Below are 26,280 nucleotides of genomic sequence, written 5' to 3'. Positions count from 1 at the left end.
GTCGTTGGCGACCGTCGGAATCTCGTTCCCCGCCTCGTTTGGTCGAAAAGGCCGGACACCCGGACGGTAGTAAGTGCTGGCCGCACGATAGACGATCCAGGCGCCGGCCTTGCCTCGTGGAACAAGGCAGGGACATCATGACAGCCTCCTCTTCGTCGGACAACATCTTCATCGGCATCGACGTCGGCGGCGCGAGCCTCGACGTGGCATGGCATCGAGGCGGTCGCGCTCATTACGCGAACCGCCCGGACGCGATCTCAGAGCTGGTTCAGCGTCTTGGCGCCGGGCCGCAGTTGACGCGGATCGCGGTCGAACCGACCGGCGGCTATGAGAAGCCGCTGGTCAAGGCGCTGCGCCAAGCGGGTCTGCCGGTCGAGATCGTGCACACGTCGCGGTTCGCAGCCTATCGCACGCTGATCGGCCAGAACGCCAAATCGGATACGTCGGACGCGCGCCTGCTCGCGGCATATGCGGCGAGCCCCGACGAAATCCGAGGCCGCAAGCCCGATCACGTCGAACTCGAGGAAAATCCGGTCCGGGAGGCGCTTCATGAATGCGCCAGCCGCCGCGACCAGCTCAAACAGATGATCCACGCCGAGAGTTGCCGGCTGGCGACGACGCGGCTCGCCGAGATCCGGCAGGCGATCGAGCAGCACCTCGACATGCTTCGGGCCGAAGACAAATCACTCCAGCAGAGGATGCAGACCCTGCTCCGCCAGAGCGCCGACCTGGTCGCGGCCCAACGCCTGCTCACCACCATCAAAGGCATCGGCGTCACCTCGGCGATGACCCTGATCGCCATGGTGCCCGAGCTCGGCCGCGTCGACAACAAGGCCGCCGCAGCGCTGGTCGGCGTGGCGCCGTTCGTTCGCCAAAGCGGTACGATGACCGCTCCGGCCCGCATCCGCGGCGGCCGTGCGGCCGTCCGACACATCCTCTACATGGCGGCCGTCGCCGCCAGCCGGCACAATAAAATCCTGCGACCGTTCTACGAACGCCTGATCGCCGACGGCAAGCCAGTGAAGGTTGCACTCATCGCTGTGCTCCGCCGGCTCGTCGTGTTCGCCAATGCTGTTCTGAGGTCCGGACAGCCCTGGAAAGGCGCATCACTGACTTGACAGGAGACACGGTAGATTCCGGGTTCGCGAGCTATCGCTCGCGCCCCGGAATGACCATCAGCTATATGAGCCGCTCGCGGCCTTAATGGCCCGCCGTTTCGATCGCATCCGCGATCGCAATCGTCTTCCTGGCGATCTCGGCGTGCAGCCGTTCGACCATGCGGCCGTCGAGCTGGATCGCGCCGCGGCCCTGGTTCTCCGGGCGCTCGAACGCGGCGAGGATCTTGCGGGCCTGCGCGACGTCTTCCGCCGGCGGCGTAAAGGCGGCGTTGCAGGCGTCGATCTGGCCGGGATGGATCAGCGTCTTGCCGTCGAACCCGAGATCGCGGGCCTGCGCGCACTCTTCGGACAGGCCGTCGACATTGCCGATGTCGCTGTACGGACCATCCAGCGCGATCAGGCCGTGAACCCGGGCGGCGAGCACGCAACGCGTGATCATCGGCAGCATGGTGGAACGCCCGGGCAGCATCCGGATGCCGGTCTCGCGCGAGATGTCATTGGGGCCGAACACGAAGCCTTCCAGCCGGGACTTGGCATCGTGCTTCTGCGCCGCCAGTTCCTCGGCGTGCAGCACGCCGCGCGCGGTCTCGATCATGATCCAGACCCGGATCGACGGATCGGCGCCGAGTTCGGCGAGCCTGTTGCCGACGGTGGCGATGTCCTCGATGGTCGAGACCTTCGGCACCAGAATGCCGTCGGGCCCGGCCTTTGCGGCCATCGCGACGTCGTCCTGCCACCACGCGGTGTCGAGCGCGTTGATCCGCACCAGCACCTCGCGCTTGCCGTAGCCCTTGGCCGCCACCGCAGCGGCGATCTGGTCGCGCGCGACATCCTTGGCGTCCGGCGCCACCGCGTCTTCGAGGTCCAGGATCAGGCCGTCGGCGGGCAGCAGCCGGGCTTTTTCGAGCGCTCGCGCGTTCGATCCCGGCATGAACAACAGGCTGCGGCGCGGTCGGATCATGGTTCCCCCCTGGCGATACGAAAATCGCCCGAGGCGATAGCATCCCGGCCGCCGGGCCGGAAGGCTTGTTCGCGGTCGCATCCTGTGATTATCGGTGCGGGATCAGGCGCGCGCGTATCCTGGTCGCATCGCATCCCGCTCGCATACGCGCCATTGTCCACCATGGAGAGACCGCGCCGATGACCTCTTTTCCGACGTCCCTGATCTCGGGCTACGAAGCGTTCCGAAGCCAGCGGCTGCCGACCGAGCAGAGCCGCTATCGCGAACTCTCCGAGCGCGGTCAGTCGCCGGAGGTGATGGTGATCGGCTGCTGCGACAGCCGCGTCTCGCCGGAGGTGATTTTCGACGCCGGGCCGGGCGAGATCTTCGTGGTCCGCAACGTCGCCAATCTGGTGCCGGTGTACGAGCCCGACGGCGGCGCCCACGGCGTTTCGGCGGCGCTGGAATTCGCCGTGCAGGTGCTCAAGGTGAAGCACATCGTGGTGCTCGGCCACGCCCAATGCGGCGGCATCAAAGCCTTCACCGACAAAACCCCGCCGCTGACCGAGAGCGATTTCATCGGCCGCTGGATGCAGATGTTCACCAAGCCCGGCGAAGTCGTCGAAAAGCGCGACCACGAAACCGTGCAGGACTTCCGCACCCGGATCGAGAAGGCCGCGGTGTTCCGCAGCATCGAGAATCTGATGACCTTCCCCTGTATCCAAATATTGGTCGAGCGCGGCCGGCTGCAGCTCCACGGCGCCTATTTCGGCGTCGCCGACGGCGAGCTCTACGTGCTCGATCAGGACAGCAAGCAGTTCGTGCCGGTCGTGAAGGTGGTGTGAGACGGAACGCGACGTCATTGCCGGGCCTCGACCCGGCAATCCCTCACCCTTCGCAGAATGTCCGCCGCGCGCTGAGACGCGCAGGATGGATGCGCGGATCGCGCCCGCGCAAGAGGGTTCGAGCGCGAGCATGCTCGCGTCGGCGGCCTAGTGGCCGCCCTTGTCGTCGCTGTGACCCCAGCGGTCGGACAGCGCCATGATCAGGGTCGAGATCACGAACACCAGATGGATGCCGATCAGCCAGGCCAGCTTGGTCTGGTCGTAGCTGTCGATGTTCATGAACGCCTTCAGCACCTGGATCGCCGAGATCGCCACGATCGAGGCCAGCAGTTTTTGCTTCAGCCCGGCGAAGTCGACCTTGGTCATCCATTCGGGCCAATCGGGGTGATCGCCGGGGTCGATCCGCGACACGAAGTTTTCGTAGCCGGAGAACACCACGATTAGTACCAGATTGCCGGTCAGTGAGACGTCGATCAGGCTGAGCACGCCGAGGATGATGTCGGATTCCTTGGCGAGGGTGGCGTGCAGGATCAGTTCGGCGAGCAGCACCACGAATTTGTACAGCAGCACCAGCAGGCTGATCACCAGCCCGAAATAGAACGGAGCCATCAGCCAGCGGCTGTTGAACAGCACGGTCTCGAAGCCGCGCTCGACGCGCTTGGTGGCGGAGGACGAGGTCGGCGGATCGGGCTGGTCGGTCATGGCAGGTCCGTCGGCGATGGAGCTGCGTCAGCCTAGCGCGGCTGCGGCCTTTCGTCAGTACCATTGCGCACCATGAACGCAAATGGCCGGGGACGAGCCCCGGCCATCAGCAATCAGTACCGATCTGCGGCGGACTATGCCGCCTGCTTCTTGGCGGTGATCAGCTTGCGGTTGATCAGCGCCTCGGCGATCTGGATCGCGTTCAGCGCCGCGCCCTTGCGCAGGTTGTCGGACACGCACCACAGCACCAGGCCGTTCTCGACCGTCGCATCCTCGCGGATGCGGCTGATGTAGGTGGCGTCTTCGCCGGCGGCTTCGTACGGCGTGACGTAGCCGCCCGGCTCGTGCTTGTCGATCACCAGGCAGCCCGGCGCCTTGCGCAGGATTTCGCGCGCCTCGTCGGCGGTGATCGGGTTCTCGAACTCGATGTTGACCGATTCCGAATGGCTGACGAACACCGGCACCCGCACGCAGGTCGCGGTCAGCTTGATCTTGGGGTCGAGGATCTTCTTGGTCTCGACCATCATCTTCCACTCTTCCTTGGTAAAGCCATCTTCCATGAAGACGTCGATCTGCGGGATGAGGTTGAAAGCGATCCGCTTGGGGAACTTCTTATTCACCAGCTCGTCGTTGGTGTAGACGGCCTTGGTCTGCGAGAACAGTTCGTCCATCGCGTCCTTGCCGGCGCCCGACACCGACTGATAGGTCGACACCACCACGCGCTTGATCTTGGCGTGATCGTGCAGCGGCTTCAGCGCCACCACGAGCTGCGCGGTCGAGCAGTTCGGATTGGCGATGATGTTCTTCTTGGTGAAGCCGGCGGCGGCCGCGGCGTTCACTTCCGGCACGATCAGCGGCACGTCCGGATCCATCCGCCACGCCGACGAATTGTCGATCACGACCGCGCCCTGCTGGCCGATCTTCGGCGACCACTCCTTCGACACCTCGCCGCCCGCCGACATCAGGCAGATGTCGACGTCGCTGAAGTCGTAGTGCTCGAGCGCCTTGCATTTCAGGGTTTTGTCGCCGTAGCTCACCTCGACGCCGACCGAGCGGCGCGATGCCAGCGCCACCACCTCGTCGGCCGGGAACTTGCGTTCGTCCAGAATGGCGAGCATCTCACGCCCGACATTGCCGGTCGCACCCACTACCGCGACTTTGTAACCCATCGTTCACTCTCCGAAGGAATTTGCTCCGCTGCGGCAGGCCGCAGCAAGGAGAAGTCAGCGCTTCTATGCGAGAAACGCCGCTGACACAACGTATTACCCTTTCGAGCCCGCGCCAATGCGAAGCAACCCGGCCCTCCGCGCCGCTGCCCATCCGTCCCGGATTCACCCGGCGCTGCGCAGTTTCGCCGACGAATGCCGCGACACCGTGCTGCGGATGCTGGCCTATGTCGGCGCGCTGGCGCTGATCGGCCTGATCGTGTTCTACAGCGCCAATCCGTTGACCGACGCCGCGATCACCGCGGCGGTCACCGCCGAGCCTGAGCCGGGCTGGAGCGTGGCGCCGCGCTCCTCTCCGGCGTTCGCGGTCAGCCAGCTCGATTGGCCGGGAAAATCCGACAGCACCGAAATCCTTCGCCACCCCGACGGCGGCCGCAAGGACGTGGTGCGGATTGCAGCGCCCGGCGAGCCGGTGGCGGCCGAGATCGAGGTCTACCGGATCGGCAGCGAGGCATCCCGGCTGGCGCCTGAAGTGGAGCTGGCGGCGCGGATGGACCCGGGCGGCACCGCCGCGCTCGAGGCCGCCGGGGTGATCGAAACCAAATTCGGCCCGGTGCCGCTGTTCGGAACGGCCGGCGGCGATCGTCCGGCTGGCGCCTGTCTCGGCTTCGTCAAGCCGATCGAGACGGCCGGCCTGCGGATCTCGGGCTTTTCCTGCCGTGGTGACACCGGGCCGCAGCGCCGGGCCGCGGTTGCCTGCCTGCTCGACCGGCTGGTGCTGCTGAGCGGGGACGCCGCCACCGCGGCCGCGTTCGCGCAGGCCGAGCTGCGGCGGGAACGCTGCGCGCCGAATCAGCTTCCGGCCGCGTCGGCCTCCGCCGATTGGGTGACCGGCGTGCAAGACCCGGTGCTGCGGGGGCGGCTGTGATCGCCGGGGCCGCTCCGTGCCGGCTAACGCGCTGGAGTTGATGCAACATTTCGGCCTCGCGCGGATTGAATGATTGTCACGCGGTGTTGCCGGATTGACCTTGTGGCCGGCGTGCGGCGACGGCTACAAAGGACGAACCTGGAATGCGCCTGCCGATGGGGACCCCGATGCTCGTGAAATCCACTGCCGCCAGACTGTTGCCGGTGCTGCTCGCGGCAGCCGCCGTTGCCTTGATCGGCACCAGCACTGCCGATGCCGCGCCGAAGAAGAAGCGGGTTTACAGCACCTCCGACCAGATCCGCTACGGCGCCCGCGGCCCGAACGTGGTTTATCAGTCCGGTCCGCGTACCCGGGTTTACGTCACCAAGCGGTCCTGGCTCGATGCCGGCACCGAGGTGCTGCCGGGCGACCGCAAGTTCAGCGACTACGCTTTCCCGCCGGGTTATTCGTTCGCCCGCGAGAACGGTCAGCGTCCGCTCGACCGCTGGCCGCTCAACCCGGCGTCCGACCTCGGCGGCTATCCGACCGCTTTCCCGCTGTACTGATCGGCGCGTCCTGTCAGAAACACGAACGCCCGGCGTGAGCCGGGCGTTTTGTTTGAGCCTTAGCCGGCGATCAAAGCGCCCGCCGGCGCCCGATCCTGAGGCGCCGGGCGAGGCTCGAAGAGCCTGGCCGCGGCGTCTCGAAGGATGCGGCAACACCTCAGCCGTGCAGCGCCTGCATCTCGGCGACGATCGCTTCGCCCATCTGCGAGGTCGACACCACGGTGGTGCCTTCGCTCTTGATGTCGGCGGTGCGCAGGCCCTTGGCCAGCACCGCGGCGATCGCCTGATCGAGCTTGTCGGCGAGCGCGCCCATGTCGAGCGAATAGCGCAGCGCCATGCCGAACGAGGCCAGCATCGCCACCGGATTGGCCATGCCCTTGCCGGCGATGTCCGGGGCCGAGCCGTGCACCGGCTCGTACATCGACTTGCGCTTGCCGGTCTTGGTGTCGACCGCGCCGAGCGAGGCCGACGGCAGCATGCCGAGCGAGCCGGTCAGCATCGCGGCGATGTCGGACAGCATGTCGCCGAACAGGTTGTCGGTGACGATGACGTCGAACTGCTTCGGCCACTTGACGAGGTTCATGCCGCCGGAATCGGCGAGCTGGTGCTCGAGCTGCACCGACTTGTATTCGCGGTCGTGCACCTGGGTCACCACCTCGTTCCAGAGCACGCCCGTCTTCATGACGTTGCGCTTCTCCATCGAGGTCACCTTGTTGCGGCGTTTCTGCGCCAGGTCGAAGGCGACGCGAGCGATGCGCTCGATCTCGTAGGTGTCGTAGACCTGGGTGTCGATCGCGCGCTTCTGGCCACCTCCGAGGTCGGTGATGGTCTTCGGCTCGCCGAAATACACCCCGCCGGTCAGCTCGCGGACGATCATGATGTCGAGGCCCTCGACCACGTCGCGCTTCAGGCTGGAGGAATCCGCCAGCGCCGGGTAGCAAACCGCCGGGCGCAGATTGGCGAACAGGCCGAGATCCTTGCGCAGCCGCAGCAGGCCGGCCTCGGGGCGGGCGTCGTACGGCACGCCGTCCCACTTCGGACCGCCGACCGCGCCGAAGATCACCGCGTCGGAGGCGTGCGCCAGCGCCATCGTAGCGTCGGTGATCGCCACCTTGTCGGCATCATAGGCGGCGCCGCCGACCAGCCCGTGCTCGGTCTCGAAGCTGGCAATGCCGGCCTTGTTGAGCCAGTCGATCAGCCGGCTGACCTCGGCCATCACTTCGGTGCCGATGCCGTCCCCGGGAAGAAGAAGCAGTTTGTGCGTTGCCATATGAGCCTCGATATCAATGGAGGTCGTCATGCCCGGGCTTGACCCGGGCATCCATCCGTCTCGCAAGAAGCTGGATTGCCGGGTCGAGCCCGGCAACGACGCCGTGAGGAATTCGCGGGGCCGAGTGCTAGATCGCCGGTGCGGGCTTGGCAAGACAGTGTTGCGCAGCGGCTGCTTGCCGGTCGGGCGGGGCGGCTGCCAGAATGGCGGCGGGAGAAACGCTTGACACTGCTCGACCGCACCGAGGCGGCGCCTGCTCATCCGGCGCGCCTGATCCTGATCCTGTCGCTTGCGCCGACCGTGGGGCTGGGCATCGGCCGCTTTGCCTATTCGCTGCTGCTGCCGGACATGCGCGACAGCCTCGCCTGGTCGTATTCGGCGGCAGGATTCATGAATACCATCAATGCGGCCGGCTATCTCGTCGGCGCGCTGGTGACGTCCCGGCTGGTCGCGCGGTTCGGCATGGCGGCGATCGTCCGGGCCGGGACGCTGGCCTGCGTGCTTTCGCTGGCCTTGTGCGCGATCTCGGGGAATTTCGCGGTGCTGTCGGGAGCCCGGCTGATCGCCGGGGTCGGCGCGGCGCTGGCATTCGTGGCCGGGGGAGCGCTCGCCACCACGATCGCCCAGGCGCAGCCGGCGCGCTCGGCATTCCTGCTCAGCCTGTTCTACGCCGGCCCCGGCATCGGCATCCTGTCATCGGGGCTGATCGCGCCGTTTCTGCTGCAGGCGGCCGGACCGGGCTCGTGGTGGCTGGGATGGCTGGTGCTTGCCGCGCTGTCGGCCGCGATGACGCTGCCGGTGCTGCTGGCGCCGATCGGGGTCGATGCCGGGCTCGGCGGCGGCCGCGCCGCGCCGTTCCGGATCGCGCCGGTGCTGATCTATCTGGCCGGCTACTTCATGTTCGGTGCCGGCTACATCGCCTACATGACCTTCATGATCGCCTATGTGCGCGACGCCGGCGGCGGCGCAGCGGCCCAGAGCGCGTTCTGGTGCCTGATCGGGATCAGCGCCTTCGTCACGCCCTGGGTGTGGCGCCGGGTGATGGCGCTGCATCGCGGCGGGCTGTCGACCACCATCATCCTGGCGGTCAATGCGGTCGGCGCGGTGCTGCCGCTGTTCAGCCTGTCGCCATTGATGCTGGCGACCTCGGCGCTGGTGTTCGGGGTGTCGTTCTTCGCGGTGGTGGCCTCGACCACCGCCTTCGTCCGCTTCAACTATCCGCAGGCGGCCTGGCCCGGCGCGATCGCCGCGATGACGATCGCGTTCGGCATCGGTCAGACCCTCGGCCCGCTGGTGGTCGGCGCCATCACCGACGCGATCGACTCGCTGTCCTCGGCGCTCGCCGTCTCGGCCGCGACGCTGGCGCTGGGGGCGCTGCTGTCGGCGTTTCAACGACCGCTGCGGTGCGCGAGTTGATTCCACGAGGTGTCATTCCGGAGCGCGGGCGCAGCTCGCGAACCCGGAATCCCGACGTTCAGGGCACCCGGCGGGGCCGTTCGCAGGGCTGCTCTGGATTCCGGGTTCACGCGCTTTGCGCGTGCCCCGGAATCACCGGCGAGGGGAGAGTGCGCTACAATCCGCTGAACGAGTTGTAGCCCTGGTCTTCCCAATAGCCGCCCTTGTAGTCGTTGGTGACTTCCATCGACACGACGTATTTCGGATTCTTGAAGCCGAGCTTGGTCGGGATCCGGATCTTCATAGGGTAGCCGTAGGCGCGCGGCAGCATCTCGCCGCCGAACTTGAAGGTCATCTGGGTCTGCGGATGCAGCGCGGTCGGCATGTCGATCGGCGAGGTGTAATCGTCGGCGCAGCGGAACCAGACGTAGTTCGCCTTGGTGTCTGCGCCGATCAGCTCGAGGAAATCGCGCAGCCGCACGCCGCTCCACTGGCCGATCGCGCTCCAGCCTTCGACGCAGACGTGACGGGTGATCTGCGACACCTCGGGTAGCTGCGTCAGCTCCTGCAGCGTCCAGCTCTTGTTGTTCTGGACCAGGCCGGACACTTCCAGCTTCCAGTCGCCGCCGTCGATCGTGGGCGCCTGGTCGAGCGCGTAGTAGGCGTTGAACGGGAACGGCCGGGTGATGTCGCTTTCGCTGAAGGTCGGCGCCAGCGTGTTCGGATTGAAGATCGCTGCCTGCACGGCGTCGTTGAACTTCGACACCTTGGCGAGCAGCGTCTCGGCCGAGGCGCCATCGACGACGTCGCATCCGGTCAGCAGCGTCAGCGCGCCGAGGCTGGCGCCGCCGGCGAGGAAGCGTCGCCGCGACACGTCGGGCATCAGCCTGGCGGCGTCGCGAACCAGCAGCTTCTTGTCGACGCCCGGGATCAGCAGTCTGTTGATGCGCAGCATGGGAGAGATCCTGGTGTCGTCAGCGTCCGATAATCATCGCCCGCAGTGCCTTGGGCACGAGGGCGGCGAGCACGATGTGGATCGCCGAGAACGCGACAATCGCGCTCATCGCGAAAAAATGCACGTAGCGTGCGGCATCGTAGCCGCCGAGCAGCGACGTGAGGGTCTGGAACTGCACCGGCTTCCAGATCGCCAGCCCCGACGCCACCGATACCAGGCCGACCAGCAGCACGCCGACATACAGGAGTTTCTGCACCGAATTGTAGCGGCCGAGATCGTCGTGCGACAGCCGCAAGCGGACTGCCTGCGACAGGTCGGAGACTACACCCGACAGCGTGATCGGCCACAGCCTGCGCCGGAATCGGCCGGTGGCGAAACCGAGCATGACGTACAGCACGCCGTTGATCACCAGCACCCACATCGCCGCGAAGTGCCACAGCAGGCCGCCGCCGAGCCAGCCGCCGAGCGTGATCGTGCGTGAAAACTGGAAGTCGAACAGCGGTGCGGCGTTGTAGATCTGCCAGCCGGACATGATCATCGCCAGCAGCGCGGCGGCGTTGATCCAGTGCATCACCCTCACCCACAGCGGCTGCAGCACGGCGCCGGTTTCGGCGAGCGCTGGAGTGGCCGGGGCAGGATCGGTCAGGGTGGTCGCCATCGGCCCTCTTCCTGAAAGACAGCGGTTGCACCGGACATTACGGGCAATGCGCCGATTTCGTTACTGCCGATTATCGATCGTCTGTCGACCGACGCGCAACTGCGCGCGAGAGCGGGATCACGAAAGCGCGAGCCGGTCCCCGGCCCGCGCCTTCGTTCGCGGCAGCTTGCCGCAGCCTTCGCCGCGCCTGGGGGACATCAAGCGCCGCGGAGGCGAGTCGCCGTTACGACGGCATCAGCACGGTATCGATCACGTGGATCACGCCGTTGGACTGGTTGACGTTCGGAATCGTCACGGTCGAGCTGCCGCCCTTGGTGTCGATCAGCATCACCTGGTCGCCCATCCGCTTCACCGTCAGGGTCTCGCCTTCGACGGTCTTGAGCTTCTTGCCATCGGTGAGATCGGCGGCCTCGAGCTTGCCGGGCACCACGTGGTAGGTGAGGATCTTGGTGAGCTGCTTCTTGTTCTCCGGCTTCACCAGCGTGTCGACGGTGCCGGCCGGCAGCTTGTCGAACGCCATGTTGGTCGGCGCGAACACGGTGAACGGGCCCTTGCCCTCCAGCGTCTTGACCAGGCCGGCGGCCTTCACGGCGGCCACCAGCGTGGTGTGATCCTTGGACTTGGCGGCATTCTCGACGATGTTTTTCGACGGATACATCGGCGCGCCGCCGACCATCACGGTGTCGCCGGAACTCTTCATCATCTTGCCGGATTCGGCGGAGGCGGGGGCCGTCACGGTGCCGGCGAGCGCCAGAGCGCTGAAGGCGGCGGCGGTCAGCAGAGCAATTCGCTTCGTCATGGTTGGTCTCCCGAGAGTGATGGCTGCCCGCGATCGCCGCGGGCGAGGTTGAGTGACGCTGGCGTGCACCTTCGAGGGCTCGGCGCCTCGTCGCGGCGAGCTACGGGAGTTTTTCGGCGCCGTTTCAGAAATTCTTTTTTGTCGCAGGGTGAAACCGAAACCGGTTCTGTTCGTTCAGGCGCGCCGCGGTCCGGTTCTGGCGTTGCGCTGGCCTGAGCGTTCTTGCTAATCAACGGCGCTTTCCCGACAACCTGATGCGCCCGGAACACCGACATGAACGCCAATCTGTTCGCCCGCCTGTTCGACAGCCTCGACGACCCGCACAAGCTCGCGATCGAAACCGCGGCCGGCGACAAGATCAGCTACGCCGATCTGGTGGCGCGGGCAGGGCGCGTCGCCAACGTGCTGGTGGCGCGGGGGCTGAAGGTCGGCGACCGTGTTGCGGCGCAAACCGAGAAGTCGGTCGAGGCGCTGGTGCTGTATCTCGCCACGGTGCGGGCAGGCGGCGTGTATCTGCCGCTCAACACCGCCTACACGCTGCACGAGCTCGATTACTTCATCACCGACGCCGAGCCGAAGATCGTGGTGTGCGATCCGTCCAGGCGCGACGGCGTCGCGGCGATCGCCGCCAAGGTCGGCGCCACGGTGGAGACGCTCGGGCCGGACGGGCAGGGCTCGCTCACCGACGCGGCCGCCCAGGCCAGCGAGGCGTTCGCCACGGTCGAACGCGGCGACGACGATCTCGCGGCGATTCTGTACACCTCGGGCACCACCGGCCGCTCCAAGGGCGCGATGCTCAGCCACGACAATTTGGCGTCGAACTCGCTGACACTGGTGGAATTCTGGCGCTTCACGCCGGACGACGTGCTGATCCACGCGCTGCCGATCTATCACACCCACGGGCTGTTCGTGGCCAGCAACGTCACGCTGTTCGCGCGCGGATCGATGATCTTCCTGCCGAAGTTCGATCCCGACAGGATCCTCGACCTGATGGCGCGCGCTACCGTGCTGATGGGCGTGCCGACGTTCTACACCCGCCTGCTGCAAAGCCCGCGGCTCACCAAGGAGACCACCAGCCATATGCGGCTGTTCATCTCCGGCTCGGCGCCGCTGCTCGCCGACACCCACCGCGAATGGTCGGCGAAGACCGGCCACGCCGTGCTCGAACGCTACGGCATGACCGAAACCAACATGAATACCTCGAACCCGTATGACGGCGACCGCGTCCCCGGCGCGGTCGGCCCGGCGCTGCCCGGCGTGTCGGCGCGCGTGACCGATCCGGAAACCGGCCGCGAATTGCCGCGTGGCGAGATCGGCATGATCGAGGTGAAGGGCCCGAACGTGTTCAAGGGCTATTGGCGGATGCCGGAGAAGACCAAGTCGGAGTTCCGCGACGACGGCTTCTTCATCACCGGCGACCTCGGCAAGATCGACGAGCGCGGTTACGTCCACATCCTCGGCCGCGGCAAGGATCTGGTGATCACCGGCGGCTTCAACGTCTATCCGAAGGAAATCGAGAGCGAGATCGACGCCATGCCGGGCGTGGTCGAATCCGCGGTGATCGGCGTGCCGCACGCCGATTTCGGCGAAGGCGTCACCGCCGTCGTGGTGCGCGACAAGGGCGCCAGCATCGACGAAGCGCAGGTGATCAAGGGGCTCGACGGCCAGCTCGCCAAGTTCAAGATGCCGAAGAAGGTGATCTTCGTCGACGACCTGCCGCGCAACACCATGGGCAAGGTCCAGAAGAACGTCCTGCGCGAGACCTACAAGGACATTTACAAGTAATCGCGCGCCGCGCCGTCACTTTCCACTCGCGCCGTCATTCCGGGGCGCGCGCAGCGCGAACCCGGAATGACAGTCGATGGCGGCCGAACTAACTACGGCTTTGATGGTGCGAGGCGCTGATTGAGCCCCTCCCCCTTGCGGGGAGGGTCGGCCGAGCGCAGCGGAGGCCGGGGTGGGGGTGCCGCGAGCACAGTGCCCGTGGCCCCCCACCCCCGACCCCTCCCCGCAAGGGGGAGGGGAGCTACGGGCTCCTTGCCTCACAAATGGTCCCGATCAGCGACGACGTCGTTTGCAGGGATCTACACCACGTGATCCGGCGCCAGCGCACACACGGTGTCGGGGTCGGTCTCGATCTGCACCGTGGTGTGGGCGATGCCGAAATCGTGCTGCAGTTCGTGGGCGAGGTCGACCAGGAACGGATCGCCCGGCGCGCCGCCGGGCATCACCAGATGGCAGGTGAGCGCGACTTCGGTGGTCGACATCCCCCAGATATGCAGGTCGTGAACCTGCGTCACGCCGGGGAGCTTCGACAGGAAGGTGCGTACCGCCGCCGGATCGATGCCGCGCGGCACCGCGGCGAGCGACAGCGCGGTGGAGTCGCGGAGCAGCCCCCAGGTGCCCCACACGATCACCACGGCGACCAGCAGGCTCACAGCCGGATCAATCCAGTACCAGCCGGTAACCAGGATGATCACGCCGGCCACCACCACGGCGGCCGACACCGCGGCATCCGCCGCCATATGCAAGTAAGCGCCGCGGATGTTGAGATCGCTGTGGCGGCCGGACGCGAACAACCAGGCGGTGGCGGCATTGATGACGATGCCGATCCCGGCGACGATCATCACCGTAGTACCTGCGACCGGCTCGGGTGCGAACAGCCTTACGATCGCCTCCCAACCGATCGCGCCGACTGCGAGCAGCAGAAAGATCGCGTTGAACAGCGCCGCCAGGATCGAGGAGCCGCGCAGGCCGTAGGTATAGCGCGCCGACGGCGGACGCTTCGACAGCCCGGCGGCGATCCACGCCACCACCAGCCCGGCGACGTCGGACAGATTGTGGCCTGCGTCGGCGATCAGCGCCATCGAGTTGCTGAAGTAACCGAATGCCGCCTCGGCGATCACGAAGCCGACGTTGAGCGCGATGCCGATCGCGAAAGCGCGGCCGAAATCCTTCGGCACGTGGTCGTGACCGCCGACGTCGTGAGCCGCGCCCGGCCCGTGGTGGTGGTGGTGGTGGTCGTGACTCATTGCAACAGTGCGGTGGTGGACTGCGGAATCAAAAATACTGGCGAGGCCGGCCAAACTGTCGCACGCTGCCAAAAGTCGCGAAAGTCGCGCCGCGGGTTGTCGATCAGAATTCGTCCAGTTCGCACCAAGCCGGCACCGCCGGTCTTGGCGACAGCCGGCGGACAGGGTCCGCTGGTTGTGAATCGAACTTCAGCGCCGAACCCGCCCCGGTCGCCGGGGATGGCTCGCAAGGATTTGCATCGACGGGACTTCAAGAAATGAATTCAACTTCTGTCAATGTCATTTCATCGTTGCGCTGATTGAACGGGCTTCGTAAATAGAGGCACCTTCGCGAGCCTCTCCCCGGGGCCCTGTCCGCTCGCCGCCAACCGATTGAGCCGATGACCGCCAGGATCGAACGACCACTTTCGCCCCACATGCAGGCTTACCGCTGGAGCCTGACGATGACGATGTCCATCGTTCATCGCGCCACCGGCATTGCCCTGTATTCCGGAACCCTGTTGCTGGCTTGGTGGCTGATCGCCTGCGCCGCCGGCCCGGCGGCCTATGCCAACGTCCAAGCCTTTACCGGGAGCTGGATCGGCCGGCTCATCGTGTTCGGCTATACCTGGGCGCTGATGCACCATCTGCTCAGCGGCGTACGGCATTTCGTCTGGGACCTCGGCTACGGCTTCAAGACCGCCGACCGCGAATGGCTGACCTGGGCGGCACTGATCGGCGGCATCGTACTGACGGTGCTGCTCTGGGTGATCGCCTACTCGATGGGGGTGGCGCGATGAGCGGCGACGCGCACGGCGCGCGCAAGCCGACCTCGATGCGGACCCCGATCGGCAAGGTGCGCAAATTCGGCCCCGCCGGTTCCGGAACCTCGGATTTCTGGCGCCAGCGCATCACCGGCGTGGCGATGACGCTGCTGATCCTGCCGACCATCGTGGTGATCATGATGCTGCTCGGCCGTAATCAGGCCGCCGCCGCCCAGATCCTCGGCTCGCCGCTGATCGCGCTGGTCATGATCCTGTTCATCATCGCCTCTGCGATCCACATGAAGATCGGCATGCAGGTGGTGATCGAAGACTATATCCAGAACGAAAAGCTCAAGCTGGTCACGGTGATGGCCAACAACTTCTTCTCGATCGCCGTGGCGCTCGCCGCGATCTTTGCGATCTTCAAAATGGCATCCGGAGTTTAAGGCATGGCGGTGAGCGGCAACGGCGCTGCGGCGGCGGGCGGTACCGCCTATCCGATCGAGGACCACACCTACGACGTCGTGGTGGTTGGCGCCGGCGGCGCTGGCCTGCGCGCGGTGGTCGGCTGCAGCGAGGCGGGACTGCGCACCGCCTGCATCACCAAGGTGTTCCCGACCCGGTCGCACACCGTGGCGGCGCAAGGCGGCATCTCGGCCTCGCTCGGCAACATGCACAAGGACGACTGGCGCTGGCACATGTACGACACCGTCAAGGGGTCGGACTGGCTCGGCGACCAGGACTCCATCGAATACATGGTCCGCAACGCGCCGGAAGCCGTGTACGAGCTCGAGCATTGGGGCGTGCCGTTCTCGCGCACCGAGGACGGCAAGATCTATCAGCGGCCGTTCGGCGGCATGACGATGGAATTCGGCAAGGGCCAGGCGCAGCGCACCTGCGCGGCTGCCGACCGCACCGGCCACGCCATGCTGCACACGATGTACGGCCAGGCGCTGCGGCATTCGGCGGAGTTCTACATCGAGTTCTTCGCCATCGACCTGATCATGGACGATCAGGGCTGCTGCCGCGGCGTCGTGGCGCTGAAGCTCGACGACGGCACCATCCACCGCTTCAAGGCGCAGACCACGATTCTCGCCACCGGCGGCTACGGCCGCGCCTACGCCTCCTGCACCTCGGCGCACACCTGCACCGGCGACGGCGGTGCGATGGCGCTGCGCGCCGGCCTGCCGCTGCAGGACATGGAGTTCGTCCAGTTCCACCCGACCGGCATCTACGGCTCGGGCTGTCTGGTGACCGAAGGCGCCCGCGGTGAGGGCGGCTATCTGGTCAATTCCGAGGGCGAGCGCTTCATGGAGCGCTATGCGCCGTCCGCCAAGGATCTCGCCTCGCGCGATGTGGTTTCGCGGGCGATGACCATCGAAATGCGCGAAGGTCGCGGCGTCGGCAAGAAGAAGGACCACATCTTCCTGCACCTCGACCATCTGGCGCCGGAAGTGCTGCACGAACGACTGCCGGGCATCTCGGAATCGGCGCGGATCTTCGCCGGCGTCGACGTCACCCGCGAGCCGATCCCGATTCTGCCGACCGTGCACTACAACATGGGCGGCATCCCGACCAACTTCCACGGCGAGGTCGTCACCAAGAAGGATGGCGACGACAACGCGGTGGTGCCGGGCCTGATGGCGATCGGCGAAGCCGCTTGCGTGTCGGTGCACGGCGCCAACCGCCTCGGCTCCAACTCGCTGATCGACCTCGTGGTGTTCGGCCGCGCCGCGGCGCTGCGCTGCGCCGAGAAGCTGGTGCCGAACGGCAAGCAGCCGGAGCTGCCCGCGGACTCGGCCGAGATGTCGCTGGGTCGCCTCGACAAGTATCGCTACGCCAAGGGCGGCACTCCGACTGCCAAGCTGCGCGAGCGGATGCAGCACGTGATGCAGAACAACTGCGCGGTGTTCCGCACCGGCGAAGTGCTCGCCGAGGGCAAGGAGCTGATCGCCAACGTCTATGGCAGCGTCGGCGATGTCGGCGTGTCGGATCGTTCGCTGGTGTGGAATTCGGATCTGGTCGAGACCCTGGAATTCGACAATCTGATCGTCCAGGCGGTGGTGACGATGAACTCGGCCGCCAACCGCACCGAGAGCCGCGGCGCTCACGCCCGCGAGGACTTCCCGGACCGCGACGACGCCGCCTGGATGAAGCACACGCTGGCCTGGATCGGCGACAAGGGCGACGTGACGATCGATTACCGGCCGGTGCACGACTACACGATGACCAACGACGTCCAGTACATCCCGCCGAAGCCGCGGGTGTATTGAGACGACTACGCTAACATGCCCCGTCATTCCGGGGCGTGCGCGGCACGCGCACGAGCCCGGAATCCCGAGCGGCACCGACGGACCGAGATTCCGGGTTCGCGCTTGGCGCGCCCCGGAATGACGAGAGGGTGAGACGAGATGGTTGAATTCGCACTTCCGAAGAATTCGAAGATTGTCGGCGGCAAGACCTGGCCGAAGCCGGAAGGCGCGACCGAGGTTCGTGAGTTCCGCGTCTATCGCTGGAATCCGGACGACGGCAAGAACCCCAGCGTCGACACCTACTACGTCGACAAGCACGATTGCGGCCCGATGGTGCTCGACGGCCTGATCTGGATCAAGAACAACATCGATCCGACGCTGACCTTCCGCCGCTCCTGCCGCGAAGGCGTCTGCGGCTCGTGCGCGATGAACATCGACGGCGAGAACACCCTGGCCTGCACCAAGGCGATGGACGACGTGCGCGACGACGCGGTGAAGGTGTCGCCGCTGCCGCACCAGCCGGTGGTCAAGGATCTGGTTCCCGACCTCACCAATTTCTACGCGCAGTACGCTTCGATCCAGCCCTGGCTGCAGACCGTGACGCCGACCCCGCAGAAGGAATGGCGGCAGAGCCACTCCGATCGCGAGAAGCTCGATGGCCTGTACGAATGCATCCTGTGCGCCTGCTGCTCGACCTCGTGCCCGAGCTACTGGTGGAACTCGGACCGCTTCCTCGGCCCGGCCGCGCTGCTGCAGGCGACCCGCTGGGTCGAAGACAGCCGCGACGAAGCCACCGGCGAGCGGCTCGACAATCTCGAGGATCCGTTCCGGATTTATCGCTGCCACACCATCATGAACTGCGCCAAGGCCTGCCCGAAGGGTCTCAACCCGTCGGAAGCGATCGCCAACCTCAAGCTCAAGCTGGTCGAACGCCAGATCTGACGCGCGCAACTCGGCGCTGATACCAACGGCCGGGCTTTCGCCCGGCCGTTTTGTTTTGACTACCGATCTCACCCCGTCATTGCGAGCGAAGCGCAATCCAGCGACGCGTGCACCGAGCACGGATGGCTTCGTCGCTTGCGCTCCTCGCATGACGGTGCAGGCCTCATTGCCTCGCCGCCCGCGGAACATCGCCGCAAAGCGATCGTTATCGCCGCTGACGAACACGGGAGAGCGACATGGCGGTGACGAGGAACGAGGGCAATGCGCAGCACGCCTGGGATCTGATGAAGAAGATCACCTTCGCGATGCTGGCGACGCGCGACGGCGAAAAGATCCGCTCCCGGCCGATGGCCGCCTATGTGCGGCCCGAGGAAGAGGCGATCTATTTTCTGACAGACGCGCGCCGGCACAAGGACGAGGAGATCGCCAACGATCATCACGTCAATCTCGGCTTCGCCAACGCCAGCGCGCAAAAATACGTCTCGGTCACCGGCTATGCGGCGATCAGCAACGACCGCGCCAAGATCAGGGAGCTGTTCGGCACCGAAGCCAAGGCGTGGTGGGACAGCCCGGATGATCCGAATATCCGCGTTCTTAAAGTAACACCCGAGGAAGCCGAGTATTGGGACTCGCCCGGAACGCTGGTGAGCTACGCCAAAATGATGGTCGCTGCCGCGACCGGAGGCCGGCCCGACCTCGGCGACAACGCCAAGGTGGCGATCTAGATGTCGCCCGGCGAGCCCCAAGAGGTGCCGAACGATCCGGGTCCGTCGACGCCGCCGCCGGAGGTGCCGCCGAGCACGCCCGGCACGCCGACCGAGCCGCCGCTGGAGCAGCCTCCCGGCAATCCCAATCCCGACATCCCGCCGCCGATCGAGGAGCCGGGCGCGCCGCCGCAGCCGAACGAACTACCCGGGCAGACGCCGGATGAAGTGCCGGTGCGGTCGCCGCCCGGGCCAGGAGCTCCCAATCCCGGCGTGGCATGAACTCGGCGTTCGATGCGAGTCAGGTCGTCACGGCGCGCGTGTTAGTACGCGGCGTACCAACACGACGTCTGTCGCCGTATTGCTTGTCCCGGTCCTGAACCGGTGATGAATACCGCCGCGTTCGACGCTCGAACGCGGCGGAATTATTTCTCCTCGGCTGAAGCCGGTTGCCACAATTGAGCCTCACGCCTTGTCGTTGATCGGAACACGGCGGATCAACGTTCGACTGCGTCGCGCGACATCCGCCTGCTCCATTGAGGGTCTGTTTGATGACGAAGCTGAATGTTGCACTGCTCGCGACCACGGCGCTAACGCTCGGGTCGCTGATCGGTCATCCCGCGGCGGCCGAGAGCGCGTCCGCGCCGATGCTGCTCGCGCAGGCGGTGCAGGGCGGCCCAGCGCCGGCCCCGTCCGAGGAAAAGAAGAAGGAAGCGCCGCCGCCCGGCCCGCGCCCCGCGCCAGCGCCGCCCAAGGCCGCTCCGCCCCCGCCGCCACCTCCACCGGCTGCCGCTCCGCCCCACGCTGCTCCGCCGCCCCCGCCGCCGCCCGCCCCGCCGAAGGCTGCGCCGCCGCCGCCTCCTCCTCCGCCGGCTGCCGCCCCGGCGCCCGCGCCCAAGCGCGCCGAGCCGCCGCCGCCTCCGCCGGCTCCGAAGCCCCTGGCGCCGCCCGCGGCCGCGCCGGCAGAGCGTCCGGCTGCGCCGCCGCCCGCCGCTGCTCCAGGCCGTCCGCCGGCACCGCCCGCCGGGGAGGCTCCGCAGCGTCGTGGCCCGCCCCCCGGTGCGACACCGCCGAACGCGGCTGCGCCGGATGCCGCCAAACAGACTCCGGGCGAGGCCCCGCAGCGCCGTGGTCCGCCTCCCGGTGCGCAGGGCGCGACGCGACCGAATGCGGCTGCGCCGGGCATGACCCCGCCGCCGGGCGAAGCGCCCCGCCGTGGCCCGCCGCCACCGCCCGCTTCTGCCAATCCGCCGCCGCCCGCTGCGCCGGCGCAGGCTCCGTCGGCTCAGCCGCAAGCAGCGCCGACATCGCCGAATCCGTCGGGTCCAGCCGTTGCGCCGGGCGCTCGTCCGCCGGGAGAACGAGGCCCGCAACCGGGCGCCCCCGCAGGTGGTCCGCCGCCCCGGCCGCAAGCCGGTCCCGGTGCCGGCCCGGCTGTCGCACCGCCGCCAAGCCAACCGCAGCCAGGCCAACCGCAGCCGGCCCAGCCGCCAGCCGGGCCCGCGGTCGCTGCGCCCACACCGCCCCCGCCTCCGCCCCCGGCCGTGACTGCGCCGATCCCGCCGGCGCCTCCGCCGCCGCAGGCGTTGACCCCGCTTCCGCAGGGCGCAGCGCCACAAGGGCCGCGTAACATCTCGGACTTCCGCAACCAGCGGCGCGAGGTGCAGCAGAACGGACGGATCGTGATCACCGAGCCGGGTCGCATCATCGTCCGCGATCCGAGCGGGCAGGAGTTCATCCGCCACAACGAGGTGGATCGCTTCCGCTATGGCGCGCGCGACATCCGGGTCGACGATCGCGGCGACGAACGCCGCACCATCGTGATCCGGCCCGACGGCAGCGAGATCATCAATGTCACCGGGCGCGACGGTCAGTTGCTGCGGCGGATCCGCCGCGACCGCGACGGCCGCGAGATCATCATCATCGACAACAGCTACGGTCCGCGCGACCGGGCGAATTTCTACGTCGACCTGCCGCCGCCGGTGATCCGGATTCCGCGCGATCGCTACATCGTCGATTACGACGATGCCTCGCCGGAGCTGATCTACGAAACCCTGGAAGCTCCGCCGGTCGAACGGATCGAGCGTCGCTACACCATGGACGAGATCCGCTACAGCCCGGCAGTGCGGCAACGGATGCCGTCGATCGATCTCAACACCATCAACTTCGACACCGGCTCATGGGACATTCCCCCGGATCAGGCGGCGAAGCTGCAGGTGATTGCGGATGGTCTCAACCGGGCGATCCAGCGAAACCCGCGCGAGGTGTTCCTGATCGAGGGACACACCGACGCGGTCGGCAACGACACCGACAACCTGTCGCTGTCGGACCGGCGCGCCGAATCGGCCGCCGCTCTGCTCACCCAGCAATTCGGAGTCCCGGCTGAAAACCTGACTTCGCAGGGTTACGGCGAGCAGTATCTGAAGGTGAACACCCAGGCGGCGGAACGGCAGAACCGCCGTGTCACCATCCGCCGCATCACCCCGCTGCTCAATGGCGGTCAGGCGTCGCTGCCGCCGCCGCCCCCGGGCGTCGCGCCGCCCCGCTGAGCGGACTTCGCTTTACCACGACAACAAGAAGCCGCGGCCCCCTCCGCGGCTTTTCCTTTGCAGATGCGGCATCGATGTGGATGCGGCCCGATGCCGTCAGCGCATCACCACCACCTGAGTGCCGACCGGGACGCGCTCGTACAGATCGGTGATGTCGTCATTCAGCATCCGGATGCAGCCGTAGGACACGAAGCCGCCGATCGACTGCGGCCGGTTGGTGCCGTGAATCGCGTACTCGCCGCCCTCCAGCGTCATCGCCGCCACGCCCATCGGATTGGCGGGCGATCCGCCCGGAATCACGTCCGGAATCGCGGGGACATCGCGTTTGACGTCGGCCGGCGGCGCCCATGCTGGATTGCGGTATTTGCCGTCGATCTTGGTGATCCCGGCCCATTGCTTACCGGCCTTGCCGACGCCGACCGGATAACGCACCGCGTGCCCCGGCTCGACCACCAGATACAGCTGCCGCTCGGCGGTCCTCACCACGATCGTCCCCGGCGAGTAGTCGCCGCGGAAGACAACCAGGTCGGGCCGCGCCTCGGCCCGCGGCGCGGTCAACACGCCGGCGCCCGCCAAAGCCGCGACCGCCATCGCCCATTTCGCCGAACGAAGTCCAAAAGACATTCAGTCTCTCCAGTTTCCTCGCACCGGTCAGCTTCGCTCCGGCGCCCTCAGCGCCCGCGATGGTCGCAGCGTGAACTAACCAACCGGTGTGTGCTGGACGACCGAAGTGAACGCGGGCGTACCATTGAAGGAAAATCCGGGGAACAAAGTAAATGTCCGCCAAACAACACCAGCCGGCAAAACCGTCCGACAGCCCTGATCGTCCTCGGATGTGATCGAATCAGCACAGCTCACGGACGAAGGCGGCAAGCCGCAGGCAACCTCGTAGCAACGAACAGGCGACGGCGGGGCGTGGTGCGCGTCAAACGCGAAGGGCCCCGCCTCCGTTTCGGAGGCGGGGCCCTCAGACCGCTGACAAACCCCGTCGATTTTCGGCGGGGTTTTGTTTTTGGCGAGTGGCGCAGCGCCCGGTGTCTCAGCCTGGCGCGGGAATTGGCCCGGTGGCCAGTGCGAGGGCTATCTTCTTGATGTTCTGGGCGGCGGCTGCCAGCAGGCACTGGCATTTGACGGCCACCAGGCCTCTGAAGCGCGCGTAGCGGTGGCCATGGAGCTGTTTGGCGTCGGCAAAGGAACGTTCGACCGTCTCCTTGCGGCGTTTGTAGATGCGCTTGCCCCAGGGCGTTAGACGGTTGGCGTCGGTGCGCTCGCGGGCCTCGGCCCAGACGTGGCGGGTGATCAGACGAACCGCGTTGCGGCTCGACGTGCACGAGGCGAGCAGCGGACAGTCTTTGCAGATCGCAGGATCGCTCTTGTAGTGGCGGTAGCCGGTGCGATCGGTGGTGGAGTAGCTGAGTAACTGTCCCTGCGGGCAACGATAGCTGTCCAGCTCCGCTTCATAGGCGAAGGCCTTGTTCGGCATCATGCCGGGCCGCGGCGGGGTTGGCCGGCGATAGCCGATGACGCCCGGAATGTTGCGCTGTTCCAGGCCGTGGGCGATTCCTGAGGTGGCATAGCCGGCGTCGAGGCCGACGGCGGCGACATCAAAGCCGAAGCGTTGCCGTTGGCGATCGAGCCGGCCGAGATAGACGATCGAGTCGTGGACGTTGGCCGGCGTGGCGTGTGTATCGGTGATGATCCCGAGCCGGCCGTCGACGGTGCGGTGGTCGAGGTAGAAGAATCCCTTCGGCTTGCCTTCGCGCACCATGTAGCCGGCATCCGGATCGGTCCGCGACACCTTGGTCTCCTTCTCGACCGGCTGTCGCTCTTTCTCCGGGAGGGGTTTCTTGCCGTGGGCCGCGCGATCCGCCTCGATCGCGGCGTCCAGATCATCCCAGTAATCGGCCCGCGATTTGGCGACCACTGCGGTGTCGTAGCGGTTCTTGTTGGCGTTGGCCTTCAGATGCGTGGAATCGGTGTAGAGCACCGTGCCATCGACCAGCCCCTTGGCGATCGCCTGGGTCACGATCGCGTCGAAGATGTCCTGCGCGACCGCAGTGTCGTTGTAGCGGCGCCGCCGGTTCTGGCTGAGCGTCGAGGCGTCGAACACCGGATCGGTCAGCTTCAACCCCAGAAACCACCGATAGGCGACGTTGACCTCGATCTCGCGCACCAGCTGCCGCTCGGAGCGGATGCCGAACAGGTAGCCGATGAACAGCGCCTTGAACATCAGCGTCGGATCGAGCGGCGGCCGGCCGTTGTCTGGGCAATACAGCCCGGCGACCCGATCGTGGATGAACGAAAAATCGATCACCGCGTCGATCTTGCGAAGCAGGTGATCCTTCGGAACCAGACCGTCGAGACTGACCATCTCGATCGAAGTCTGTTGCGGTGAGGGTTTGCGAAGCATCACCCATGGAATCAAAACTCCCCGCCAATGGCGAGGAGTTTGTCAGCAGTCTGAGGGCCCCGCCTCCGTTTCGGAGGCGGGGCCCTGGAGGATGCTCACTGGCCGCGGCTGGACTGCGATGGCGCCCTCGGGCCGGCTCAGCCCGCCTTGTGGTGCTTGTTCTGGCGATGCTCGACCAGATCGTCGACCACCGCGGGATCGGCCAGCGTCGAGGTGTCGCCGAGCGAGGACGGCTCGTCCTCGGCGATCTTGCGCAGGATGCGGCGCATGATCTTGCCGGATCGGGTCTTGGGCAGGCCGGGCGCGAACTGGATCAGGTCGGGCGAGGCGATCGGACCGATGTCCTTGCGGACCCAGGCGACCAGCTCCTTGCGCAGCTCCTCGGTCGGCTCCTCGCCGGCCATCAGGGTCACATAGGCGTAGATGCCCTGGCCCTTGATGTCGTGCGGATAGCCGACCACGGCCGCCTCGGACACCTTCGGATGCGCCACCAGCGAGGATTCGACCTCGGCGGTCCCCATGCGGTGGCCCGAGACGTTGATGACGTCGTCGACCCGGCCGGTGATCCAGTAGAAGCCGTCGGCATCGCGCCGGCAGCCGTCGCCGGTGAAATATTTGCCCTTGTAGGCCGAGAAGTAGGTCTGCTCGAACCGGGCGTGGTCGCCGTACACGGTGCGCATCTGGCCCGGCCACGAGCGGGCGAGGCAAAGATTGCCGGTGCATTCGCCGTCCAGCACGTTGCCCTCCGGATCGAGGATCTCGGGCACCACGCCGAAGAACGGCCGGGTCGCCGAGCCGGGCTTCAGCTTGGTGGCGCCGGGCAGCGGCGTGATCAGGATGCCGCCGGTCTCGGTCTGCCACCAGGTGTCGACGATCGGGCAGCGGTCCTCGCCGACGACGCGGTGGTACCACTCCCAGGCTTCCGGATTGATCGGCTCGCCGACCGAGCCGAGCAGGCGCAGCGACTTGCGCGAGGTCTTCTTCACCGGCTCGTCGCCGGCCTGCATCAGCGCGCGGATCGCAGTCGGCGCGGTGTAGAAGATGTTGACCTTGTGCTTGTCGATCACTTCCCAGAATCGGGAGTTGGTCGGGTAGTTGGGCACGCCTTCGAACATCAGCGTGGTGGCGCCGTTGGCGAGCGGGCCGTACAGAATGTAGCTGTGGCCGGTGACCCAACCGACGTCGGCGGTGCACCAGTAGATGTCGCCGTCGTGATAGTCGAACACGTACTGGTGGGTCATCGACGCGAACACCAGGTAGCCGCCGGTCGTGTGCAGCACGCCCTTGGGCTGGCCGGTCGAACCCGAGGTGTAGAGGATGAACAGCGGGTCTTCGGCGTTCATGTGCTCGACCGGGCACTCGGTCGTCACCATCTCGGCCGCTTCGTGGTACCAGAAGTCGCGGACGTCATCCATCTCGACGGCGGCGCCGGTGCGCTTCACCACCATCACCCAATCGACACCGTCGCACTTCTTCAGCGCCGCATCGACATTGGCCTTCAGCGGCACCTTGCGGCCGCCGCGCAGACCTTCGTCGGCGGTGATCACGATCTTGGACTGGCAGTCGTTGATGCGGCCGGCGAGGCTATCTGGCGAGAACCCGGCGAACACCACCGAATGGATCGCGCCGATCCGGGCGCAGGCCAGCATCGCAAACGCAGCCTCCGGAATCATCGGCAGATAGATGGTGACGCGGTCGCCCTTGCCGACATTGCGGTTGCGCAGGATGTTGGCGAACTTGCAGACCTCGTCGTGCAGCTCCCGATAGGTGATGCTGCGCGACTGCGAGGGATCGTCGCCTTCCCAGATGATCGCGACCTGGTCGCCGCGCTTGTCGAGGTGGCGGTCGATGCAGTTGTAGGCGGCGTTGAGGACGCCGTCCTCGAACCATTTGATCGAGACGTTGCCCGGGGCATACGACCAATTGTCGATCTTGGTCGGTGCCTTGATCCAGTCGACGCGCTTGGCGTGCTCCGCCCAGAACCCTGTCGGGTCCGTCACCGAGCGATCGTACATCTGCCGATATTTGGCATCGTCGACGAAGGCGCGGCTCGCCCATTCTGCGGGCACGTCGTAGATCTTGTCGGACATTCGTTCCTCCACAAAAACGCGGCCGATGCCGCACCCGCCGTCGGTGCTCGACCGCAACCCCGCTGCAACCGGCGACTCACCCGCCAACGAGTTTGTCTCCGCCCGATCGTTGATCCTGCGATCCGGGCGAAGTCATGGAAACGCTGCGGGGGAGCATCGCCGGTGAAGAGACGTGCGAGCGTCCCAGCCTCCGGCTGTTGTTGTTGGCGCAATTATGCGTCGGCCCGGCCGGCCACG

The 26,280-nt window shown here is 66.6% G+C and carries 24 protein-coding genes; 13 read left to right on the top strand and 11 right to left on the bottom strand.

The annotated features are described in order from the left end of the window. Positions 1 to 137 precede the first annotated feature (137 nt). Positions 138 to 1,118 carry an IS110 family transposase gene (locus FLL57_RS20810; protein WP_142884228.1) on the top strand — a complete coding sequence of 327 codons (981 nt, stop codon included), beginning with the start codon at positions 138 to 140 and terminating at the stop codon, positions 1,116 to 1,118. 82 nt (positions 1,119 to 1,200) lie between these two features. On the opposite strand, the gene FLL57_RS20805 is transcribed toward FLL57_RS20810, so the two are convergent. Next, positions 1,201 to 2,079 (bottom strand): HpcH/HpaI aldolase/citrate lyase family protein, encoded by an 879-nt coding sequence (locus tag FLL57_RS20805; RefSeq protein WP_013500240.1) that lies wholly within the window; start codon positions 2,077 to 2,079, stop codon positions 1,201 to 1,203. Between the two features lie 179 nt (positions 2,080 to 2,258). On the opposite strand from FLL57_RS20805, the gene FLL57_RS20800 reads away from it, so the two are divergent. Then, positions 2,259 to 2,903 carry a carbonic anhydrase gene (locus FLL57_RS20800; RefSeq protein ID WP_013500241.1) on the top strand — a complete coding sequence of 215 codons (645 nt, stop codon included), beginning with the start codon at positions 2,259 to 2,261 and terminating at the stop codon, positions 2,901 to 2,903. A 147-nt stretch (positions 2,904 to 3,050) separates the two neighbouring features. Here the strand turns inward: FLL57_RS20800 and FLL57_RS20795 are convergent, their stop codons facing one another. Both FLL57_RS20795 and FLL57_RS20790 read right to left on the bottom strand, forming a co-directional pair. Continuing rightward, on the bottom strand, positions 3,051 to 3,605 hold the full coding sequence (locus FLL57_RS20795; protein ID WP_047310020.1) for a TIGR00645 family protein: 555 nt from the start codon (positions 3,603 to 3,605) through the stop codon (positions 3,051 to 3,053). 134 nt (positions 3,606 to 3,739) lie between these two features. Further along, positions 3,740 to 4,774 (bottom strand): aspartate-semialdehyde dehydrogenase, encoded by a 1,035-nt coding sequence (locus FLL57_RS20790; protein WP_142883905.1) that lies wholly within the window; start codon positions 4,772 to 4,774, stop codon positions 3,740 to 3,742. A gap of 115 nt (positions 4,775 to 4,889) precedes the next feature. Here FLL57_RS20790 and FLL57_RS20785 point away from each other — a divergent pair, with 115 nt between their 5' ends. Both FLL57_RS20785 and FLL57_RS20780 read left to right on the top strand, forming a co-directional pair. Then, positions 4,890 to 5,699 (top strand): hypothetical protein, encoded by an 810-nt coding sequence (locus tag FLL57_RS20785; protein ID WP_142883904.1) that lies wholly within the window; start codon positions 4,890 to 4,892, stop codon positions 5,697 to 5,699. A gap of 143 nt (positions 5,700 to 5,842) precedes the next feature. Further along, entirely contained in the window at positions 5,843 to 6,244 is a 402-nt protein-coding gene (locus FLL57_RS20780) for a hypothetical protein (RefSeq protein WP_013500245.1), read from the top strand. 157 nt (positions 6,245 to 6,401) lie between these two features. Here the strand turns inward: FLL57_RS20780 and leuB are convergent, their stop codons facing one another. Continuing rightward, positions 6,402 to 7,514, bottom strand: coding sequence for a 3-isopropylmalate dehydrogenase (gene leuB / locus FLL57_RS20775; RefSeq protein ID WP_047310023.1), 1,113 nt, complete (start codon positions 7,512 to 7,514; stop codon positions 6,402 to 6,404). Positions 7,515 to 7,736: 222 nt separating this feature from the next. Between leuB and FLL57_RS20765 the strand changes: the two genes are divergently transcribed. Then, complete coding sequence (locus FLL57_RS20765) at positions 7,737 to 8,930, top strand: YbfB/YjiJ family MFS transporter (protein WP_142883903.1); 1,194 nt, start codon at positions 7,737 to 7,739, stop codon at positions 8,928 to 8,930. Positions 8,931 to 9,084: 154 nt separating this feature from the next. Here FLL57_RS20765 and FLL57_RS20760 read toward each other — a convergent pair whose 3' ends face one another. The 3 genes from FLL57_RS20760 to FLL57_RS20750 all read right to left on the bottom strand — a co-directional run bounded on the left by FLL57_RS20760 (position 9,085) and on the right by FLL57_RS20750 (position 11,321). Then, on the bottom strand, positions 9,085 to 9,864 hold the full coding sequence (locus FLL57_RS20760; RefSeq protein WP_142883902.1) for a molybdopterin-dependent oxidoreductase: 780 nt from the start codon (positions 9,862 to 9,864) through the stop codon (positions 9,085 to 9,087). A gap of 19 nt (positions 9,865 to 9,883) precedes the next feature. Continuing rightward, on the bottom strand, positions 9,884 to 10,522 hold the full coding sequence (locus FLL57_RS20755; protein ID WP_013500251.1) for a cytochrome b/b6 domain-containing protein: 639 nt from the start codon (positions 10,520 to 10,522) through the stop codon (positions 9,884 to 9,886). 223 nt (positions 10,523 to 10,745) lie between these two features. Further along, a complete protein-coding gene (locus tag FLL57_RS20750; RefSeq protein WP_013500252.1) occupies positions 10,746 to 11,321 on the bottom strand; it encodes a fasciclin domain-containing protein in 576 nt (191 codons plus the stop codon). A 273-nt stretch (positions 11,322 to 11,594) separates the two neighbouring features. On the opposite strand from FLL57_RS20750, the gene FLL57_RS20745 reads away from it, so the two are divergent. Then, positions 11,595 to 13,106: a malonate--CoA ligase gene (locus FLL57_RS20745; protein ID WP_142883901.1), complete on the top strand. Its 1,512-nt coding sequence runs from the start codon at positions 11,595 to 11,597 to the stop codon at positions 13,104 to 13,106. Positions 13,107 to 13,405: 299 nt separating this feature from the next. Here the strand turns inward: FLL57_RS20745 and FLL57_RS20740 are convergent, their stop codons facing one another. Beyond that, on the bottom strand, positions 13,406 to 14,353 hold the full coding sequence (locus FLL57_RS20740) for a cation diffusion facilitator family transporter (protein ID WP_142883900.1): 948 nt from the start codon (positions 14,351 to 14,353) through the stop codon (positions 13,406 to 13,408). Between the two features lie 380 nt (positions 14,354 to 14,733). Between FLL57_RS20740 and sdhC the strand changes: the two genes are divergently transcribed. The 7 genes from sdhC (at position 14,734) to FLL57_RS20705 (ending at position 21,543) form a co-directional block, all read left to right on the top strand. Next, positions 14,734 to 15,132 carry a succinate dehydrogenase, cytochrome b556 subunit gene (gene sdhC, locus FLL57_RS20735; RefSeq protein ID WP_013500255.1) on the top strand — a complete coding sequence of 133 codons (399 nt, stop codon included), beginning with the start codon at positions 14,734 to 14,736 and terminating at the stop codon, positions 15,130 to 15,132. Continuing rightward, complete coding sequence (gene sdhD, locus FLL57_RS20730) at positions 15,129 to 15,542, top strand: succinate dehydrogenase, hydrophobic membrane anchor protein (RefSeq protein WP_013500256.1); 414 nt, start codon at positions 15,129 to 15,131, stop codon at positions 15,540 to 15,542. Before sdhC ends, sdhD begins: the two co-directional genes overlap by 4 nt. Positions 15,543 to 15,545: 3 nt before the next feature. Beyond that, the gene (sdhA, locus tag FLL57_RS20725) at positions 15,546 to 17,369 is read left to right on the top strand and encodes a succinate dehydrogenase flavoprotein subunit (RefSeq protein WP_013500257.1); all 1,824 of its coding nucleotides are present in this window, start codon (positions 15,546 to 15,548) and stop codon (positions 17,367 to 17,369) included. A 138-nt stretch (positions 17,370 to 17,507) separates the two neighbouring features. Beyond that, a complete protein-coding gene (locus FLL57_RS20720; protein WP_013500258.1) occupies positions 17,508 to 18,290 on the top strand; it encodes a succinate dehydrogenase iron-sulfur subunit in 783 nt (260 codons plus the stop codon). Positions 18,291 to 18,526: 236 nt separating this feature from the next. Then, positions 18,527 to 19,015, top strand: a complete 489-nt coding sequence (locus tag FLL57_RS20715; protein ID WP_142883899.1) for a pyridoxamine 5'-phosphate oxidase family protein — start codon at positions 18,527 to 18,529, stop codon at positions 19,013 to 19,015. After that, positions 19,016 to 19,276: a hypothetical protein gene (locus FLL57_RS20710; protein ID WP_142883898.1), complete on the top strand. Its 261-nt coding sequence runs from the start codon at positions 19,016 to 19,018 to the stop codon at positions 19,274 to 19,276. A gap of 269 nt (positions 19,277 to 19,545) precedes the next feature. After that, positions 19,546 to 21,543: an OmpA family protein gene (locus FLL57_RS20705; RefSeq protein ID WP_142883897.1), complete on the top strand. Its 1,998-nt coding sequence runs from the start codon at positions 19,546 to 19,548 to the stop codon at positions 21,541 to 21,543. A gap of 96 nt (positions 21,544 to 21,639) precedes the next feature. Here FLL57_RS20705 and FLL57_RS20700 read toward each other — a convergent pair whose 3' ends face one another. The 3 genes from FLL57_RS20700 to acs form a co-directional block, all read right to left on the bottom strand. Further along, positions 21,640 to 22,167, bottom strand: a complete 528-nt coding sequence (locus FLL57_RS20700) for a L,D-transpeptidase (protein ID WP_142883896.1) — start codon at positions 22,165 to 22,167, stop codon at positions 21,640 to 21,642. 415 nt (positions 22,168 to 22,582) lie between these two features. Next, complete coding sequence (locus FLL57_RS20695) at positions 22,583 to 23,953, bottom strand: IS1182 family transposase (RefSeq protein WP_142881867.1); 1,371 nt, start codon at positions 23,951 to 23,953, stop codon at positions 22,583 to 22,585. Between the two features lie 137 nt (positions 23,954 to 24,090). After that, entirely contained in the window at positions 24,091 to 26,043 is a 1,953-nt protein-coding gene (gene acs, locus FLL57_RS20690) for an acetate--CoA ligase (RefSeq protein ID WP_047309371.1), read from the bottom strand. Positions 26,044 to 26,280 lie beyond the last annotated feature (237 nt).

The sequence above is a fragment of the Rhodopseudomonas palustris genome, from assembly GCF_007005445.1.
GTDB classification, from domain to species: Bacteria; Pseudomonadota; Alphaproteobacteria; order Rhizobiales; family Xanthobacteraceae; genus Rhodopseudomonas; species Rhodopseudomonas palustris_G.
The sequence above is the reverse complement of the archived record's forward strand: the minus strand, read 5'-3'. Positions and strand labels throughout refer to the sequence as shown.